Raw genomic sequence first — 16648 nt, 5'->3', positions numbered from 1 at the left:
CACTGACAAGTTACACAAATTACAATGATTTTTGCGTTTTTACATAAAGCCATGCGCCACCTGATCCTGAACGGTTTTGCATTGACAACACCATCCGGGCTTTTTTTCCTGAAAGATCAACCGCATGACAACCATCACGGTCAGACCGTACGCTTCCAGAACGGCCGATATGCTCTCCCAGCAGGGACTTCATCCCGTGCTGGCACGGATTTATGCCGCGCGGGGCATCAACGATATCAGCGAGCTGTCCACCGAACTCTCTGCCCTCCTTCCACCTGCCGGGCTCTTGAACAATGAAAGGGCCGCTGTGCTTTTGGCCGATGCGATTGCCGCAAAAAAGAAAATCTGCATTGTGGCGGACTATGACTGTGATGGTGCCACGGCCTGTGCGGTTGCCATCCATGGCCTGAAGATGATGGGAGGTGATGTTTCCTTTTTAGTGCCCAACCGTTTTGACAACGGGTATGGCCTGACCCCTGCTATTGTCGATGAAGCCCGTAAAAAGCACGGAACGCAGGTGCTGGTCACGGTGGATAACGGTATTGCCAGTATTGACGGGGTGCTTGCCGCGGTGAGCCAGGGCATGGAGGTGCTGGTCACCGACCACCATCTGCCGGGTGACAGCCTGCCCGAGAACTGTGTGATCGTTAATCCGAACCACCCTGCCTGCACGTTTGACAGCCGGAACCTGGCCGGGGTCGGTGTGATCTTTTACGTGATGCTGGCGCTTCGGGCCGAACTCAGAAAGCGCGGGGTTTTTGATGCCAAAAGCCAGCCCCGGCTGGACAGCCTGCTCGACCTGGTGGCGCTGGGCACGGTAGCCGATGTGGTGCGGCTGGACAGGAATAACCGTATTCTGGTAGCCCAGGGCTTGAAACGGATCGCTGCCGGCAATATGCATACGGGTATCGCTGCCCTTTTCCGTGCCGCCGGGCGGGAATGGCGCAGGGCCACCACGTTTGACCTGGGGTTCACTGTCGCACCCCGGCTGAATGCGGCAGGACGTCTGTCGGACATGGCGCTGGGGGTGGAATGCCTGGTAACGGATGATGAGGGCCGCGCCTGGGAAATCGCACAGACACTGAATAAAATCAACCAGGAAAGACGCGAGATCGAGAGTGGGATGCGTGATGAAGCGCTGGCGATGCTGGAAAATTTCCAGCCGGATGAAAGCGCCTCGATCAGTGTGCTGGATGCCAACTGGCACCAGGGGGTTATCGGTATCCTGGCTTCCCGCCTGAAAGACCAGTATTACCGTCCGGTATTTGTTTTTGCACCTGACAAGGATGGCAATATCCGGGGATCGGGCCGCTCGATACCGGGCTTTCACCTGCGTGATGCGATTGATCTGGTGGCAAAACGCCATCCCGGCATGATTTCCCGTTTTGGCGGGCATGCCATGGCGGCAGGCCTGACCATGCAGGGCGACGCTTATGATGTTTTCTGCGAAGCGTTTGAGGCCATCGCAAAAGAATTCCTGAACCAGACACAGCTGGAGCGTGTCATTGAAACGGATGGAACGCCGGATAATTCGTGCTATACACTGGACTTTGTGCACCAGCTGGAATCCCGCATATGGGGACAGGGGTTTGAGCCGCCGATTTTTTCCGACCGCTTTCATATCGTCAACCAGCGGGTATTGAAAGAGCGTCACCTCTCCCTTCAACTGGAAAAAAACGGGATGGCGTTATCCGCCATTTACTTTAACCATACCGCCCTGCTTCCCCGTGATGCCCGCCTGGCCTTCCGTATCGCAAGCAATGAATACAACGGCATGACATCGGTGCAACTGATTGTCGAATACGGGGAAGCGGCATGATTTTTTCTTCATGGATATGATGATGACAAAAACCAGCCGGATGGCAAAGACCCTGGCTGCCGGCATCGCTGGTTGTTTCCTGCTGCTGCCGCTTTCAGGGCAGGCCCGGTCCCCCCTTGAGATCGCCTCAATCACCGATCAGCATGTACGACTGACCGATTATGCAGGCATTGTCGAGCCGGATGCCGGGGACAGGTTGACCGGGATGAATGACTGGCGGGAAGCCAAAGGCGTCATGCAAGCGCACCTGAGCGCTTCGGGCTATGTCTATCTGGGTTTTCTGAGGCTGGCAAAAGACGGCGCCTTCCAGCAAGGAACCAGGCATGGGGATGGGGTGGACGCGCAGCAAAAGCACGGACAGGCCACTATGAAATAGATAGCGAAAACCATCTCCTGATCCTGAAGGATAAGCAGGAAATTACCCTGAAAAAGGATGGCACGCCTGAGGGAAAATATGTGCAGATTCCGGTATCGTCTCAACCGCGTATTTATCACATGGCCTGGTATTACCGTGACTGGCATTCGGAAAACCCGGCGGCAAATGTGCCGCATGAAGAACTGCTAGGGCGTGTTAACACTAGACCGCTGTTCGCGAAAAGTCGTTTTGTTTCAAAGGGCAAGGCGCATCGGAAAATCTGGATGCAGGCGTAGTAGACCTACGTCAAATTCAGATTTTTCGAGGCAACACCGCCATTTGGGACACAACGGCTTTGCAGCAGGCTGTTTAGTGTTAACACGCCCTAGTCTTGCAGGAAAAGCCGCCTGACGGGAAAAAAGCGCATGAGATCACTTATGTCCGCCACTATGAACGCAATAGGCAAAAATAAACCGCGAGGAAATATTGATGAAAAAGCACCGTTACCGTGTCACGATTGAATACCTGGCTGACAAGGAGGGGCAGCCGGTGACTGCCCCTCCCCTGCAATTCGAGGTGGGCAACCATGATGAAATTCTCTTCATCATTGAAAAAATCAAAAGCAGGAATGACTTTAACGATGAAGATGCCACGGCCTTCGGGGTCGGGCTGAAGCTTTTTACGGAAGTGATGCTCAACAACCGGAAAATGGATCTTTTCAGTGATTTTTACCCGCAAATGGTAGATTTCATGAAAACACTCAAGAAAGGCATTCCCTGATCAGGCAAAAGATTTTCTGTTGAAGCGCCGTGGAAACCATCCATAAACAACATTAAGCGGCTATTTTTCAGGTGGAGGCACCTGATTTTTTTCAAGAGCTGCCAGAGGTGGCTCCTCTATTAATCACCTGAGGGCAAAAGAAGAGCCCTTTTTCTGGTAAAACCGCATGACGAAGCCGTCTGAATCGAATATAGTTAGGTGACTTCCACTGATATTCGGGTGCCTCATGGATTTTGATGTTGTTATTGTTGGTAGTGGACTGGCCGGGCTTTCCGTTGCCCTTCGTCTTCCCGCTTCCTGTCGGATTGCCCTGATATGCAAGCGCACACTGGATGAAAGCGCCAGCAACTACGCACAGGGCGGTATTGCTGCGGTGCTGGACCCGGTGGACTCCATCGAGCAGCACGTGGCCGATACGATGCGGGCTGGCGCCGGGCTCTGTGAAGAAAACGTCACCCGCTTTATCGTGGAAAACGGCGCGGAAGCGATCGACTGGCTGATTGGGCAGGGCGTGCCCTTTTCACGGGATGAAAGTTCCGCCATCGGCTTTCACCTGACGCGGGAAGGCGGACACAGTGAAAGACGTATTATCCATGCAGCTGATGCGACCGGGCACGCTGTCCAGGTCACGCTGGAAGAGAAGCTCCGGGCCAGCAGTCATATCAGCATCTTTGAAAATCATTCTGCCGTGGACCTGATCACCTCCGACAGGCTGGGCAGTGATGTCCACCCGGTTCGCTGCCACGGTCTGTATGTGCTGGATGAAAAAGCCGGTGAAGTCCGTACTTTTTCCGCCCGGCACACGGTGCTGGCAACCGGCGGCGCAGGCAAGGTTTATCTTTACACCACCAATCCGGATACCGCCAGTGGCGACGGGATTGCCATGGCATGGCGTGCCGGATGCCGGGTGGGTAATATGGAGTTTATCCAGTTTCATCCGACCTGCCTTTACCACCCCTGGGCCAAGTCTTTCCTGATTTCGGAAGCAGTACGCGGCGAAGGCGGCCAGTTGAAGCTGCCGCCTGAAGCCGGAACGGACGCGGGAAAACGCTTTATGGAGTGGCATGATTCCCGCGGTGAGCTGGCATCGCGCGATATTGTGGCCAAGGCGATTGACTTCGAGATGAAAAAACGCGGTCTGGACCATGTAAACCTGGATATCACGCACCAGAGTCCGGGGTTTCTGAAAAGCCATTTCCCCACGATTTATGCCCGCTGTCTGGAACTGGGTATTGATATCACCCGTCAGCCAATCCCTGTCGTTCCTGCTGCACACTATACCTGCGGCGGGATCATTACCGACATGAGGGGCAAAACGGATCTGGACGGGCTGTATGCGGTGGGTGAAGCTGCCTGCACCGGCCTGCACGGCGCCAACCGGCTGGCTAGCAACTCCCTGCTGGAATGCCTGGTGCTGGGGCGGATGGCCGCGGCGGATATCGTCAAGCAAAAAGATACGCCGCTTGTGGCGCTTCCCGCATGGGATGAAAGCCAGGTGTCCAACCCGAATGAGGAAGTGGTGATCTCGCACAACTGGGATGAACTGCGCCGCTTCATGTGGGATTATGTCGGGATCGTCCGCACCACCAAGCGGCTGGAACGTGCGCAACGCCGTATCAAGCTGTTAAGAGAGGAAATCGACGAGTATTATGCCAACTTCATTGTCTCCAACAACCTGCTGGAGCTGCGTAACCTGGTCGAAGTGGCATCACTGATCGTTCAAAGCGCCCTGTCAAGAAATGAAAGCCGGGGGCTGCATTACAGCCAGGACTTTCCGGAGACGCATCCGAAAGCTTATCCCAGCATATTGACGCCGCAAAAAAGGAAACGTCCGCTGCTGAACTGATCCGTCTTTCGATACAACCCAACAAAAAAGCCTGTCGATTGATGAACTGCACCCCAAAAGTTGGACAAAGTCTGACGAATTGGAGGTGCAGTTCATCGACAGGCTTTTTCGGGAAAGATGGTGGTTCAGTTTTTCATGGCGGCCATGGCTTCGGCCTTGTCGAGGCGGCTTTGCAGGCCTTTTTCTAGGCTGGTGAAGTCGCCGTCACGGGCAAAATCGACAGCACTCATGTCCCACTCGTTACGCAGGCGTACGTCTGCGCCGTGATCCAGCAGGAGCTTGGCGGTATCGGTGTGCCCGCTTCTGGCAGCCATCATGAGCGGTGTGGTCTTGTTGGGTGCAGGCGAATCAACTACGGCTTTTTGGGCAAGCAGCATCTTCACGATCTCTTTGTTACCGACTGATGCAGCATAATGCAGCGCGGTCCAGCCGGACTGGTTGACCTTGGCGCCTTTTTCCAGGAGGGTCTTTACAGCGGGCGCATTGTTTTTCCAGGCAGCCAGCATGATGGCGGTATTGCCGTTGGTGGCGCGCTTGTCCAGATCAATTCCTTTTGTATTGACCAGCAGATTGAAAACACCCATGGAGCCTTCCTGCATGGCAACGATAAGGCCGGTATTGCCTTTGTAGGGTTCGGTGAGATTGGGGTCAACGCCTTTTTTCAGGAGGTTTTCCAGCAGATCGGGACGATCCATCTCAACAGCCCTGAAAAAATCGCTGCGGTCATCCGCCTGCGCCAGTGACATGAGAGAAAAACCGGAAAAAACGAGGGCAAACAAGAAGCATGCCTGTCTCAAAAAACGGGTGGTATTCACAGCAGTCATCGAATCTTAACCTTTTGATAATATATTGAAATTGTTATTGTTTTTCAGGAAAACCGGGTGCTGTGCGTATTGTACCCTGATAAAGCGAATACTGCACCTTCCAAAAGGCAGAATACCTTAAGGAATACGTAATCAACGCACCGGATCGGATCGGATCGGGTGACAGGAGAAAGAAAAGCCGGGAAAAAGGAAAGTGACGGGAGGAGGAGGTTTTTATGGGAGATTGCGAGAAACAACCTCCCTGGCTAGTCAAGCTAGTCGGATAATTGCATTACATTACGAGAACTGCAACGCAAACGGCTGCTGCCAGAACAAAGACACCAGCGATAATGTTACTTGTATTCATGATGTTACATCCTTAGTAGTTTGAAAATGCACCTTTCAACTTCCAGTCTTCTCTCCAAGACATTCACCGCTTGGTGCATACGGCTGGCCCATTGTACGCCTGTTTTTTTTGAATGTCAGTGCCGGGATTCGCGCATATACAGCAGTTTCACCCGGCATTAACATTTTACAAACATTGACTTAGGTCAATTTTATAACCATTCGTCATGAAAATCTTTTTTTCGTACACTTTTGTAATAAGCGTCAATCGGCACGTTATCAGGCCTTTTCCGCCTCAAGCAGATGCGTCAGGCCAAAGAGACGGAAAAAGTTTTGCGCACTTTCTCTGGCGATACGCGCTACCGGTACGCCTTTTATCTTCGCAAGCTGCGCGGCCACTTCACTCACGTAGGCCGGCTCATTCTGCTTGCCGCGGATGGACTGTGGCGAAAGATAAGGCGCATCGGTCTCGATCAGGATACGGTTAAGCGGAATCAGGCGCGCCACATGCTGGAGTTCCCGGGCATTGGGATAGGTGATAACGCCGGAAAAGGAGATGTAAAACCCCATCTCCATGGCAGCCTTGGCAATGGGCATGGTTTCATTGAAGCAGTGCATGATGCCGCCATAGCCGCCAGCATCGGTACCTGCGCCCTCTTCCTTCAACACGCGGATCACATCATCTGCCGCTTCACGCGCATGAATGATAAGCGGCTTGCCGCATTCCCTTGACGCGCGAATCTGGATGCGGAAACGCTCGAACTGCCAGTCGCGGTCTCCCTTGACATGGTGGTAATCCAGCCCCGTCTCACCAATGGCAACGACCTTGGGATGCTTGGCATACTCGACCAGGGTTTTGACATCCGGCTGCTTGTTTTCCTTCCTGCCGGGATGAACCCCCACTGCGGCATACAGATTGTCATGCTGCTCACAAAGTTTCAGCACATCCGGGATGTCATTCAAGCTGATGGAGACGACCAGCGCGTGGGATACGCTGTTTTTCTTCATGTTGGACAGGACTTCCGGGAGGCGTTTGGCCAGTGCGGGAAAATGGATATGGCAATGGGAATCAACGTACATGGATTACTCTCTCTGGTTATAAACAGGTGCAGGAGAGCATTGTAATTGATCCTGCCTGCGGGTGCATGTCAGTGCGCCGGAATGCTATCGGGTGAACAGCCTGCTGTAATCGAGAAGGATGTCTTCAATCAAAAGGCGCAGGACGAGCGGATGCTCGGCAATGCGGTTTCTTTCAGCCGTTTTTTTGATCAGGCGGAGCAATTCATCGGTGCTTACGCTGGCGGCCTGGGTTTCGAGGGTTTTCCGGTAGCGGGGAAAATAGCGCTGGCGGCCACTCATGGACAGCGACAGCAAATCGTACAGCCAGCGCTGCAGCCAGGCAATGATGTTCCGTGCGGATGAACGCTGGAGTTTTTCCGCAGTCTTTAGTGCCATGTCCACACCGGGAGACGCCAGCGCCGCCAGAAAGACATCCATTTCCTCACGGTTGCCGTTTTGCGCTTCTTCCAGGGCAGCAACAGGCGCACCGCCCTGCTCTGCCAGCCAGGTTTCGGCATCAGCGACACCCTCTGCTTTAAGCCAGGCCAGGGCTGCCGCAAAGTCGGGCATGGGCATGGCGAGCTTTCTGCAACGTGACAGGATGGTGGGGAGCAAGGCATTGATATTGTTGGTTACCAGGATAAATACGGTGCCTGGCGGCGGCTCTTCGAGCATCTTCAGGAGCGCATTGGCCGATTCGGTGGTGAGGGCTTCTGCAGGCCAAAGGCAGATGACACGCAGGCCGCCACGGTGCGTGGAAAGATTGATGACATCGGCTAGCTGGCGGATCTGGTCAATACCGATCCGTCTGGATGGCTCGCGGGCTGAACGCCCGGCTGTTTTTTCGTCCTCACCGTCTGCCGCTTCTGCACCCTCATCAGCCGCCCCCTTTTCGGCTTCAAGTGCCGCAGGCAGGATACGGCGATAATCCAGGTGTGCATACTGGTCAAACCAGCCGCAGGAAAGACAGGCATGGCAGGCATGTCCACCCGGGTGCCGGTTTTCGCACAACAGGGATTTGGCAAGCGTTTCGGCAAAGGCGCTTTTGCCGGTACCGACAGGGCCATGCAGCAGGATGGCATGGGGCAGGCTTGCCTGCATGCGATCCAATTGCTCCCAGACAGGGAGATGCCAGGGCAGTATGTTGTTTTGCGGATTATCCAATGGGTTGCAGCGAAAATATCATTTATCGACCAGTACCGGAGACCATGAAGGGTGCCCGGACAGTTGACTGTCATTTTACCTGACTTTGTGCCAATCACCAGTAAACAAAAAAGCCGCCTTGGAATGAAGTGCCCCCCTAAAGTTGGACAGCCAACGCTTAAGGGTTTCACTTTATGGGCAAGAAGAAATACAGTCCAGGTTCTGCTAACAAATAACATTCAGCCATGATTTGATGGCAGCGAGAAGCACGAAATTGGCGAAATGTGAAGCTTTCTTGTCATACCTTGTTGAGACTCTGCGGTTTTCCTTGATTCTGCCAATAAATCGCTCAACAATATTACGTTGTTTGTCGTGTCTTTTGCTCAAAGGCTTTTGTGCCCTGGCATTCCTGCGATAGGGGATGAGCGCTTTTAAGCCCGCTTGATGAATCTGGCCTCGTAAAGAGGCGCTATCGTATCCCTTGTCTCCAACAACGGCTTTCGCTTTACAGCTTATGGCGCTTTTGATCAGCACAGGCGCATAGGTGTGATCACTTGCCTGCCCCGACGACAGGCACAGCTTCAGCAAACGCCCCCTCTCATCAACAAGGATGTGCAGCTTTGTCCCAAAGCCGCCCCTAAAATAGCCTAATGCCTGGCAGCCCCCTTTTTACGAGCCCCCGCAGCATGGCGATGGGCTCGTATGATGCTGCTATCCATGAAGGTGATGTTGACTTGCAGTGCTCCTGTCTTTTGCAGGCGCATGAGGATTTTCCAGAGAGTTTCAGTCTCTTTTCTCCCAAAAGAGAAGAAGAGGAATGAAACGAGTGAAACAGGCGGCATGAAACCTGTCATCCGCACTGTTTGCACGCCCTGTTGAGAGACAGGGCTTTTTTTATGTCCTGTACAGCGCTTCCCGCAGGTTTTGCACTGTCTCATGTCCCTTTTGTGCTTTTCCGGCAAAACCGGCTTTTGCTGCTATGATGTTATAAGGAGGAAAGAGATATGAAGAAAACGTTTTTTCTTTTGCCAGCGGCACTCTTTCTGGTATCGGGCTGTATGCTGTTCGAGTCTCCTGTGGGTCCGGACGGACGGCCGATTGCGCCAATCTCATCGCCTCCCCCCAAAAAAACGCCCGACAAAAAGCCCGCAACAGGCAAGACCGCCATGCCTGAGGCTGTGGAATCGTCGATGAAGCATGATCCGACGCTGACACCGGACAAGGATGTCAAGCCGGACCCGTATGCCACGCCGCCGAAAACGGTAACGGGTTATCCCATGAAAACGGACAGTATCCGCGGCACGTCTGAGGCCTACCGCGACCTGAATTCCCGGAGAAGCACGCCGGACTACCTGCAAACAAAGCCGCGTGAGCGTGACCCGTTTTATAACGAGGTCAACCGCACGGGCAGCAACCCGATGAATACACCGGACAGGACAACCAATCGGCGCGTCTATCCCTGAGGTGGCCTGCCTCTTACCGGCATATGTGCCCTTCCCCATCTCATGCCGGATATCGGTGAATTTTTTGTCGTATTGGCACACTGGCGGCGATGAATGGCTATGCACCGTTCGTGATAAGCGCTAAAATCAGCAATTAATCAACTTTTTATGTCTGTCATGACAAGGTTTTTTGCCGTTGTCGTGACACAAGGCACCGGTCTTAGCGGGTGAGCTGCCGGAGGTTTGCAGGTAAACCGCACATGAGGGGAAAGACCATGAAACGATTCTGGATGGTACTGGCATGGCTGATGGTGCTACCGCTTGCCTCACACGCTGACACGATCACTGTCGGCGGAAAAAGCCTCACCTACCAGACACCCGCCGGGTATGTGGTTGCTTCAAAGAGCAAGTACAGTGAGCCGCTGGCTTTCCTGAAAAAGGCGCTGCCAGCCAATACGGTCATCCATGAAGTTTATATTGAAAAAGAGGTTGACCGGGATTATGGCAAGAAGAACCACATGCTGGACGACTATATTGTCATCGTTTCCCATGTGAAGTCAGATACTTTCCTGGTTGGCCTGGCTGATTTTGAAAAGCTGAAAGACCAGATTACGAAAATCCAGGAAACCCAGCTGACGACTTCGGTAAAGGAGCGCTCAAACCAGCGGCTTGATGAGGTCACCGAGGGTGCCCTGAAGATCGGCAATGTGCGCCCGATGGGGATACTGGAATCAACCGATACGCTCATTTCTTTCATGGCCGTCATGTCGCAATCCGCCAATATCAACGGCAAAAGCTTCAACTTTGACCAGGCGTTTGTATCGACGACGCTTCTGGCCGAGAGCAAGGTGCTCTCGATCAATCACTACCGCACCATTCACTCCGAGGAAGATATCAGCCGCTTCAAGTCAGATGCCTTACGGGCCGTTGCCAGCATGGATTTCAAGCAGGGTGCAGCCGCTGGTATAACGCAAACCCGTTCGGCTTCTGCTCCGGCTTCTTCTTCCTCATCCCCTCTTTCTTCCACGTCATCCGGCGAGAAAAAATCAGGCATGTCGCGCCTTGTTTCCGGCCTGATTTTTGGCGGCATTGCAGCCGGGATCATTTATCTTTTCAGGAGACGCAAGGCGAAAAAGGCAGAACAGGCGCCGACGCCGACAAGCCTGCCTGGCAGCACGCCGTTTCCTTCGAGTGGGGGCAACCCGGTAACATCGGTAAAAATCGGGGAGAACCGGGACAAGAAAGACGACGACCCGTTCAAGCCCGGCGGGGATACCTGATGTTCCGACGGGAAAGACGCGTATGACTGGGCAAATAACGATTGGCAATGCAGGACTGGTGCTGGCAGCGCCTTTTCTGACCAATTTTTTCAGGCATCTCGGGTATCTCGATGTGATGCGTTTTATTGATGAGGAAACGCACGCCAGGGCGATTTACCTGCTGGAATACATGGTCACGGGTGACAATGGCATAACGGGGGATTTGAACCTCAATGCCCTGCTCTGCGGATGGCCGCCCGGTCGCCCTGTCCCCCCGCCACCGCTTTTGAGCGAGGTGGAAAAGCAGCAGGCAGACCTGGTGGTGGAGGCGATACGGGCACACTGGACGGCCCTGGGCAATATGACGGTAAATGATCTGCGACATGCTTTCATGAAGCGCCGTGGACTGCTGGAGATGGGGCTGGCATATCGCCTCACGGTACAAGCTGAACCGCAGGATGTCCTCTTGAGGCAGATTCCCTGGGTATATGCGGTAACAAGGACGCCCTGGAGTGAAGTGATCGCTGTTGAGTGGTACAGCTGAGACCAGGGTCAGGTCTCATTAATTTTCCGTTTGCGAAAAGCCGTTTTGGCTCAAAGGGCCAGGCGGTGCAGACCACCATCAAGCTCCCGTTTTTCGATGCAACGCTGCCATTGGGGACACAACGGCTTTGCAGCAGGCAATTGATGAGGGCTGATCCTAATAACGCAGCTCCTGCCAGGTGGTGTCAAACAGCATGCCACTCAAAAGATCAAAGAAGCTCTCAGGCGAACGTCCGACGAAAACAAGATCGCTGTTGCCGGCAAAAGCGATGATGCGCACACAGCATGGCCGCATTTCATCATCGGTGGATACAGGTTGACGCGGTGCTTCTCCGAGGAGGCTGCCGAGCTGCCCGGCCCGGGTGATATCCCAGCGAAAAGGCGTTTCGGTCACGCATTGTCCGCGGAAAGCAGCATGCCCAGCTGCGGGTAAAAGCCGGGGATGTGAAATTTGCGGATGGTAAAGCTCGCAATTACATCGGAGTTTTCGATGGTCGCCTCAAATCGCCAGGGATCTTTCCAGATGACATCGCCCAGCCAGTATGTCTGGTAAGGCGCACCGATCTGCCGATGGGAAAGGACGCGGGTACAGGCTTTGTCGATGAGGGTAAAGCTGATGACTTCTTCATACATGCAGTCATAGTCCGTGACCAGGAGATAGCCGGCTTCTGTCTCAAACTGCCTTAAGAGGGTGTACCCACCGATGGTAAGGTCGAGCATGGCGCCATCGGCAACCAGTCGGGTTTTCAGCGGCCATTTCTCGTAGGGCCCACGATGCTTTTCAAGCGAAAAACGGGTGATTTCCAGCATATCTTTCTCCTGTATTTCTATTCGATCGCAGTGCCCCTGAAATAAGGCAGGGACATACCTGCCCTTCTGTCACCTGGTGCCTCATAGATGATTGTACCCCGTGGCAGCGGGGAAGAGAGGCCCGGCTTGAAGGTTTTGCTGTCAAGCTTGATCTGAATATAACGCCTTTCAATGTACGCTTCTTTGACGTATGCGTAAAGGGTGTGCGTATAACGCAACCTGCCGTTTTTATCCGGCAGTGACGGTAACGCCACCTCAAGGCACTTCCAGCCGCTATCACCACCATACGGGCCGCAATCCGCCAGTGTTTTTTCATCGCGCATGTCCAGTATACGGGAGTCTTGTACGCCATGAAGCAGGCCTGGCGCTGGCTGAACGCTGAAAAAGATAAAAAAAGGCCCGTACCGAAGTACGGGCCAAAGATGTAAGCAGAGAACACAAACACATTAGTAACTGTGTTCTGTGAAGTACCCCTGAAAAATACTTCACGATAAAACTATAACCGCCATTTTTGAAATAGTCAAATATGGATTATCCTAAAATGGCTATTAAATATTACTTGAAAATCAATAAGTTGTAGTAAATACAACGTTTTTTGAAGCAGGCATTGCCTGGCCTTGCGCTCCGGCCAGGCGCATCGGGAAATAGGAATGCAGGTGGTGCAGACCACCATTAAGTTCCCCTTTTTCGAGGCAACACAGCCATGTGGAGTACAACGGCTTTGCAGCAGGCTGTTTCGTGTTAACACACCCTAGAGCATCTCGACCCTGTTCCTGCCTTTTGCCTTGGCCTTGTAAAGGGCGCTGTCGGCCTGCTCGATAAGTTCTTCGAGGGTTTGCAAGGGGTCTTTCCTGATGGCGGCGCCTATGCTGATGGTCACGGGTATGGACGTGTCAGCGGCATCAAAAGGGGCCTCGCTGACTGCGCTGCGAAGCCGCTCGGCAAGCCGGCCGATCATGTCTTCATTGACATCATCCACAATGACAATGAATTCTTCCCCGCCATACCGGGCAAGGAAATCGGATTCGCGCAGGGTGTCCTGTATCTTGCCGGCGACCGATTTGAGGATGACGTCACCCGTGGTATGACCGTAGGTATCGTTGACATTCTTGAAGTGATCGAGATCGATCATCATGATGGAAACTGCCCGGCCTGGCGGCAGGTTGATAAAGGCTTTCTGGGCATTGTCCATGAAGTGGTAACGGTTGGCGATACCGGTAACGGCGTCGGTAAAGGCAAGCTGCTCCATCTTGTTGAGCCGGGAAACGGTCCACTTGATTTCCCGGAGATCGAGCGTGTAACCGGCCACGGCGTAGCCGGTCTCGTGCTTGACCCGCACCAGGGTGATTTCGGGTGGCACCGGTTCGCCATTCAATTTCTGGTGCATCCATTCAAAGCGCACCCAGCCGGTATCAAAGGCCCGTGAGATCATCTCTCCGGCTTTTTCTGACGACAGGCGACCATCGGGCTGGTACTCGGGCGAAAGGTCAAAGAAGCGGTCGAGGTATTCCTGCTTGTCTTTCAGCTCAAACAGGGTGACGGCTTCCTGGTTGCAGTCGATGTTGTTATGGTTCGTGTCCCATAGGTTGCAGCACAGCGGCACGGCATCAAACATGATGCGCATCTGCTCGGTGGCCTTGTTGGCCTCGGCTTCGGCGGCCTTGATTTCGCGCAGGTCACGCGTATAACCGGCCACGACGTAGCCGGTCTCATGCTTGACCCGCACCAGGGTGATTTCGGATGGCACCGGTTCGCCATTCAATTTCTGGTGCATCCATTCAAAGCGCGCACAGCCGGTATCAAAGGCCCGTGAGATCATCTCTCCGGCTTTTTCTGACGACAGGCGACCATCGGGCTGGTACTCGGGCGAAAGGTCAAAGAAGCGGTCGAGGTATTCCTGCTTGTCTTTCAGCTCAAACAGGGTGACGGCTTCCTGGTTGCAGTCGATGTTGTTATGGTTCGTGTCCCATAGGTTGCAGCACAGCGGCACGGCATCAAACATGATGCGCATCTGCTCGGTGGCCTTGTTGGCCTCGGCTTCGGCGGCCTTGATTTCGCGCAGGTCACGCGTGTAACCGGCGACGAGATACCCATCATCGTACTCAACGCGTACCAGGGTGATTTCGGATGGTACCGGCTCGCCATTGAGTTTGCAGTGCATCCATTCAAAACGTGACCGCCCCATATCAAACGCCTCACGGATTTTTTCAGTGGCTTTTTCTGACGACAGGCGACCATCGGGCTGGTACTCGGGCGAAAGGTCAAAGAAGCGGTTGAGGTATTCCTGCTTGTCTTTCAACTCAAACAGGGTGACGGCTTCCTGGTTGCAGTCGATGTTGTTATAGCTGGTATCCCATAAGTTGCAGCAAAGCGGCACGGCTTCAAGCATGAGGCGCATGCGCTCCTGTTCATTTTTGAGGATGGCATTTTTTTCTGTCTGTTGCATCTGTTCCACGCAGTACCTGTATGAAAATAATGAGGTTTAACATTTCAGGTTTGTTTTTATTTCCGTATTGTAATGCCAAACCGGGAAACTTGCTTGTCAGCAATATTACTTTTCTCTCGCCCTTTTTACCGTTTTTCAGGCGGTTCTTTTTTCCCTCCCGACGTGAGGCCAGGCGCTTTTCTTTTTCTGATATCTGCCTATAAAATAGAGTAACAGGCGACAGCACTCCATGAAAGGCATTACCTTATCAATACAGGGGGTATCCATGAAAGCACTGACAGACAATATCAGGGAACAGATCAACAATGGCTGGAAAGTCGGCATTGAGCATGACAACACGATGCTGGTTTATGACGTGATTGCCAAAGATGGCGATACCGTTATCGGCAAGGAGCGCTGGATACTGTATCCGAAGGATTCGGGCAAGCCGATTGAGGAAGTGAAAAAATCACTGCCGAAACTGACGGCGCTTTCTGAAGCGCAAATCGAGGAGCTGAAAAAGACCCAGACAACTTTTGCGTCGATTCCCTTAGATGAGGTCGTCAGTTGCCTGTCTGCCGCAGACGGCTATGTGTACAGCACCCCGGAGATGCAGGCAAAATACGGGGTCGATTACGAATAAGGCGAAAGCCCCGCTATTGAAGTGAACCCTTAAAGTTGGACAGCCAACGCTTAAGGGTTTCACTTCATTTGAAGACGGCTTTTTTGTTTTCTGTGCGATAAATCAGGTATGGGCTTGCCATTGGCGGGCCCGTGTCGGCTATAATGGCACATCTCCTTGTTTTTACTGTGTTATTACTGCCTTATGAAACGACTCTCCTGCGCCCTCCTCTTTTGCCTTTCCTTTTCTTTTTTCCCGTTTGCCCTGGCTGATGACATGAACAAGGCGATGGACCTGTATTTGCAGGGGGAATACAAGGAAGCGCTGGCTTATTTCCAGAAGCCGGCCATGCAGAAAAACCCGAATGTGCAAAACCGGCTGGGTGTGATGTATACGAGAGGCAATGCGGTCAGGCAGAACCACCAGACGGCTTTTTCGTGGTTTATGGAGTCCGCCCGACAGGGCAATCCGGCCGCCCAGTTTAATGTGGCCTACTCTTACGCGATTGGCGAGGGAGTCAGAAAGGACCCGGCCAGGGCGCTGGAGTGGTATGAAAAGGCAGCCGCCAACGGGGTACCGACAGCCATGTTAAATATCGGCGATATGTATATGGATGGCGTGGCGGTAGAGAAAAACCCGGGCGAGGCAGCCAACTGGTATATCAAGGCAGCGGCCAAAGGCAATGGCCCGGCCCAGTGCAAGCTGGGACGTATGATGCTGGAAGGTAATGGCATGACGCAAAATACGGTGGGCGCCATCAAGACGCTGGAGCGTGCTGCACGGTATAACGATGCGTGTTCGCGCAACCTGCTGGCCCATATGTATTCGGAAGGGATTGGTGTCAAGCGTGACCGTGCCAGAGCAGCCCGGCTGCGGATTGAAGGCGCCGGCAAGGGTGACCACCAGGCGCAGTACGAACTGGCCCATTCGTATGACAATGGTGTCGGCGTGAAAAAAAGTGAGAAGGAATCGCTTTACTGGTACGCCAGGAGCGCTTCAAGAGGCAATCTGTATGCCATGCAGCGGCTGGCCGAGATTTACCAGCATGGCCAGCTGGGGCTGTCTGCCGACTCGAAAAAGGCATCCCGGTGGCGGGAAATGGCCAGCACGGAGAAAGCCGAACTGGAAAGAGGCCGCCGTGACCGTATCATGGATCTGACGAATCTGACGTTGCGGTGATGGGGGTAAGATTTTATTACCGGTTCCGGGAGATATACCCGCAACGTGTGCTGAACCGCAGGTGAAGTGCACGGAACCGCCATCACACCAAAACCGCCCCGATTTACCCCATCCCCCCTTTTTTCCATTGACGCCACTACCTTGCAAAAAATATAATAAAATAATTGCATTTGCCAACAAAATAACTCGTAAGTCATTGAGAAAAAAGGATAAATATG

Annotated in this window: 17 protein-coding genes and 1 pseudogene; 9 read left to right on the top strand and 9 right to left on the bottom strand. The window is 53.3% G+C overall.

Annotation, left to right across the window (positions count from 1 at the left end; genetic code table 11):
• Positions 1-124 precede the first annotated feature (124 nt).
• The 4 genes from recJ to nadB all read left to right on the top strand — a co-directional run bounded on the left by recJ (position 125) and on the right by nadB (position 4800).
• Entirely contained in the window at positions 125-1819 is a 1695-nt protein-coding gene (gene recJ / locus NB640_RS12185; RefSeq protein ID WP_269308966.1) for a single-stranded-DNA-specific exonuclease RecJ, read from the top strand.
• Positions 1820-1829: 10 nt separating this feature from the next.
• The gene (locus NB640_RS12180; RefSeq protein ID WP_269308965.1) at positions 1830-2195 is read left to right on the top strand and encodes a hypothetical protein; all 366 of its coding nucleotides are present in this window, start codon (positions 1830-1832) and stop codon (positions 2193-2195) included.
• A 468-nt stretch (positions 2196-2663) separates the two neighbouring features.
• The gene (locus NB640_RS12175; protein WP_269308964.1) at positions 2664-2954 is read left to right on the top strand and encodes a DUF3861 domain-containing protein; all 291 of its coding nucleotides are present in this window, start codon (positions 2664-2666) and stop codon (positions 2952-2954) included.
• Positions 2955-3180: 226 nt separating this feature from the next.
• On the top strand, positions 3181-4800 hold the full coding sequence (nadB, locus tag NB640_RS12170) for an L-aspartate oxidase (RefSeq protein ID WP_269308963.1): 1620 nt from the start codon (positions 3181-3183) through the stop codon (positions 4798-4800).
• A gap of 125 nt (positions 4801-4925) precedes the next feature.
• Here nadB and NB640_RS12165 read toward each other — a convergent pair whose 3' ends face one another.
• The 4 genes and pseudogenes from NB640_RS12165 to NB640_RS12150 form a co-directional block, all read right to left on the bottom strand.
• Positions 4926-5624, bottom strand: a complete 699-nt coding sequence (locus tag NB640_RS12165) for an ankyrin repeat domain-containing protein (RefSeq protein WP_269308962.1) — start codon at positions 5622-5624, stop codon at positions 4926-4928.
• Between the two features lie 603 nt (positions 5625-6227).
• Positions 6228-7028 (bottom strand): TatD family hydrolase, encoded by an 801-nt coding sequence (locus NB640_RS12160; protein ID WP_269308961.1) that lies wholly within the window; start codon positions 7026-7028, stop codon positions 6228-6230.
• An 84-nt stretch (positions 7029-7112) separates the two neighbouring features.
• Entirely contained in the window at positions 7113-8108 is a 996-nt protein-coding gene (gene holB, locus NB640_RS12155) for a DNA polymerase III subunit delta' (RefSeq protein WP_269308960.1), read from the bottom strand.
• A gap of 267 nt (positions 8109-8375) precedes the next feature.
• A pseudogene (locus NB640_RS12150) lies at positions 8376-8801 on the bottom strand (IS5 family transposase); the annotation flags it as partial.
• Positions 8802-9154: 353 nt separating this feature from the next.
• Between NB640_RS12150 and NB640_RS12145 the strand changes: the two are divergent.
• From NB640_RS12145 to NB640_RS12135, 3 genes are all read left to right on the top strand, one after another.
• Entirely contained in the window at positions 9155-9613 is a 459-nt protein-coding gene (locus NB640_RS12145; protein WP_269308959.1) for a hypothetical protein, read from the top strand.
• A gap of 254 nt (positions 9614-9867) precedes the next feature.
• A complete protein-coding gene (locus NB640_RS12140) occupies positions 9868-10872 on the top strand; it encodes a hypothetical protein (protein WP_269308958.1) in 1005 nt (334 codons plus the stop codon).
• Between the two features lie 22 nt (positions 10873-10894).
• Positions 10895-11395 (top strand): contractile injection system tape measure protein, encoded by a 501-nt coding sequence (locus NB640_RS12135; protein ID WP_332880215.1) that lies wholly within the window; start codon positions 10895-10897, stop codon positions 11393-11395.
• Positions 11396-11551: 156 nt separating this feature from the next.
• Here NB640_RS12135 and NB640_RS12130 read toward each other — a convergent pair whose 3' ends face one another.
• The 5 genes from NB640_RS12130 to NB640_RS12110 all read right to left on the bottom strand — a co-directional run bounded on the left by NB640_RS12130 (position 11552) and on the right by NB640_RS12110 (position 14876).
• On the bottom strand, positions 11552-11788 hold the full coding sequence (locus NB640_RS12130) for a hypothetical protein (RefSeq protein ID WP_269308957.1): 237 nt from the start codon (positions 11786-11788) through the stop codon (positions 11552-11554).
• Positions 11785-12204, bottom strand: coding sequence for a hypothetical protein (locus tag NB640_RS12125; RefSeq protein WP_269308956.1), 420 nt, complete (start codon positions 12202-12204; stop codon positions 11785-11787). Before NB640_RS12125 ends, NB640_RS12130 begins: the two co-directional genes overlap by 4 nt.
• A 17-nt stretch (positions 12205-12221) precedes the next feature.
• Positions 12222-12527: a hypothetical protein gene (locus tag NB640_RS12120; protein WP_269308955.1), complete on the bottom strand. Its 306-nt coding sequence runs from the start codon at positions 12525-12527 to the stop codon at positions 12222-12224.
• Between the two features lie 428 nt (positions 12528-12955).
• Positions 12956-14650: a sensor domain-containing diguanylate cyclase gene (locus NB640_RS12115; protein ID WP_269308954.1), complete on the bottom strand. Its 1695-nt coding sequence runs from the start codon at positions 14648-14650 to the stop codon at positions 12956-12958.
• On the bottom strand, positions 14613-14876 hold the full coding sequence (locus NB640_RS12110) for a hypothetical protein (protein ID WP_269308953.1): 264 nt from the start codon (positions 14874-14876) through the stop codon (positions 14613-14615). Before NB640_RS12110 ends, NB640_RS12115 begins: the two co-directional genes overlap by 38 nt.
• A gap of 39 nt (positions 14877-14915) precedes the next feature.
• Here NB640_RS12110 and NB640_RS12105 point away from each other — a divergent pair, with 39 nt between their 5' ends.
• The gene (locus tag NB640_RS12105) at positions 14916-15272 is read left to right on the top strand and encodes a hypothetical protein (RefSeq protein WP_269308952.1); all 357 of its coding nucleotides are present in this window, start codon (positions 14916-14918) and stop codon (positions 15270-15272) included.
• A gap of 183 nt (positions 15273-15455) precedes the next feature.
• The gene (locus tag NB640_RS12100) at positions 15456-16430 is read left to right on the top strand and encodes a tetratricopeptide repeat protein (protein WP_269308951.1); all 975 of its coding nucleotides are present in this window, start codon (positions 15456-15458) and stop codon (positions 16428-16430) included.
• The last annotated feature ends 218 nt before the right edge of the window (positions 16431-16648 follow it).

Origin of the sequence: Oxalobacter vibrioformis (assembly GCF_027118995.1) — a bacterium.
Classification (GTDB): domain Bacteria; phylum Pseudomonadota; class Gammaproteobacteria; order Burkholderiales; family Burkholderiaceae_D; genus Oxalobacter; species Oxalobacter vibrioformis.
Note: the sequence above shows the minus strand (reverse complement) of the source record. Positions and strands in the feature narration are given on the sequence as shown.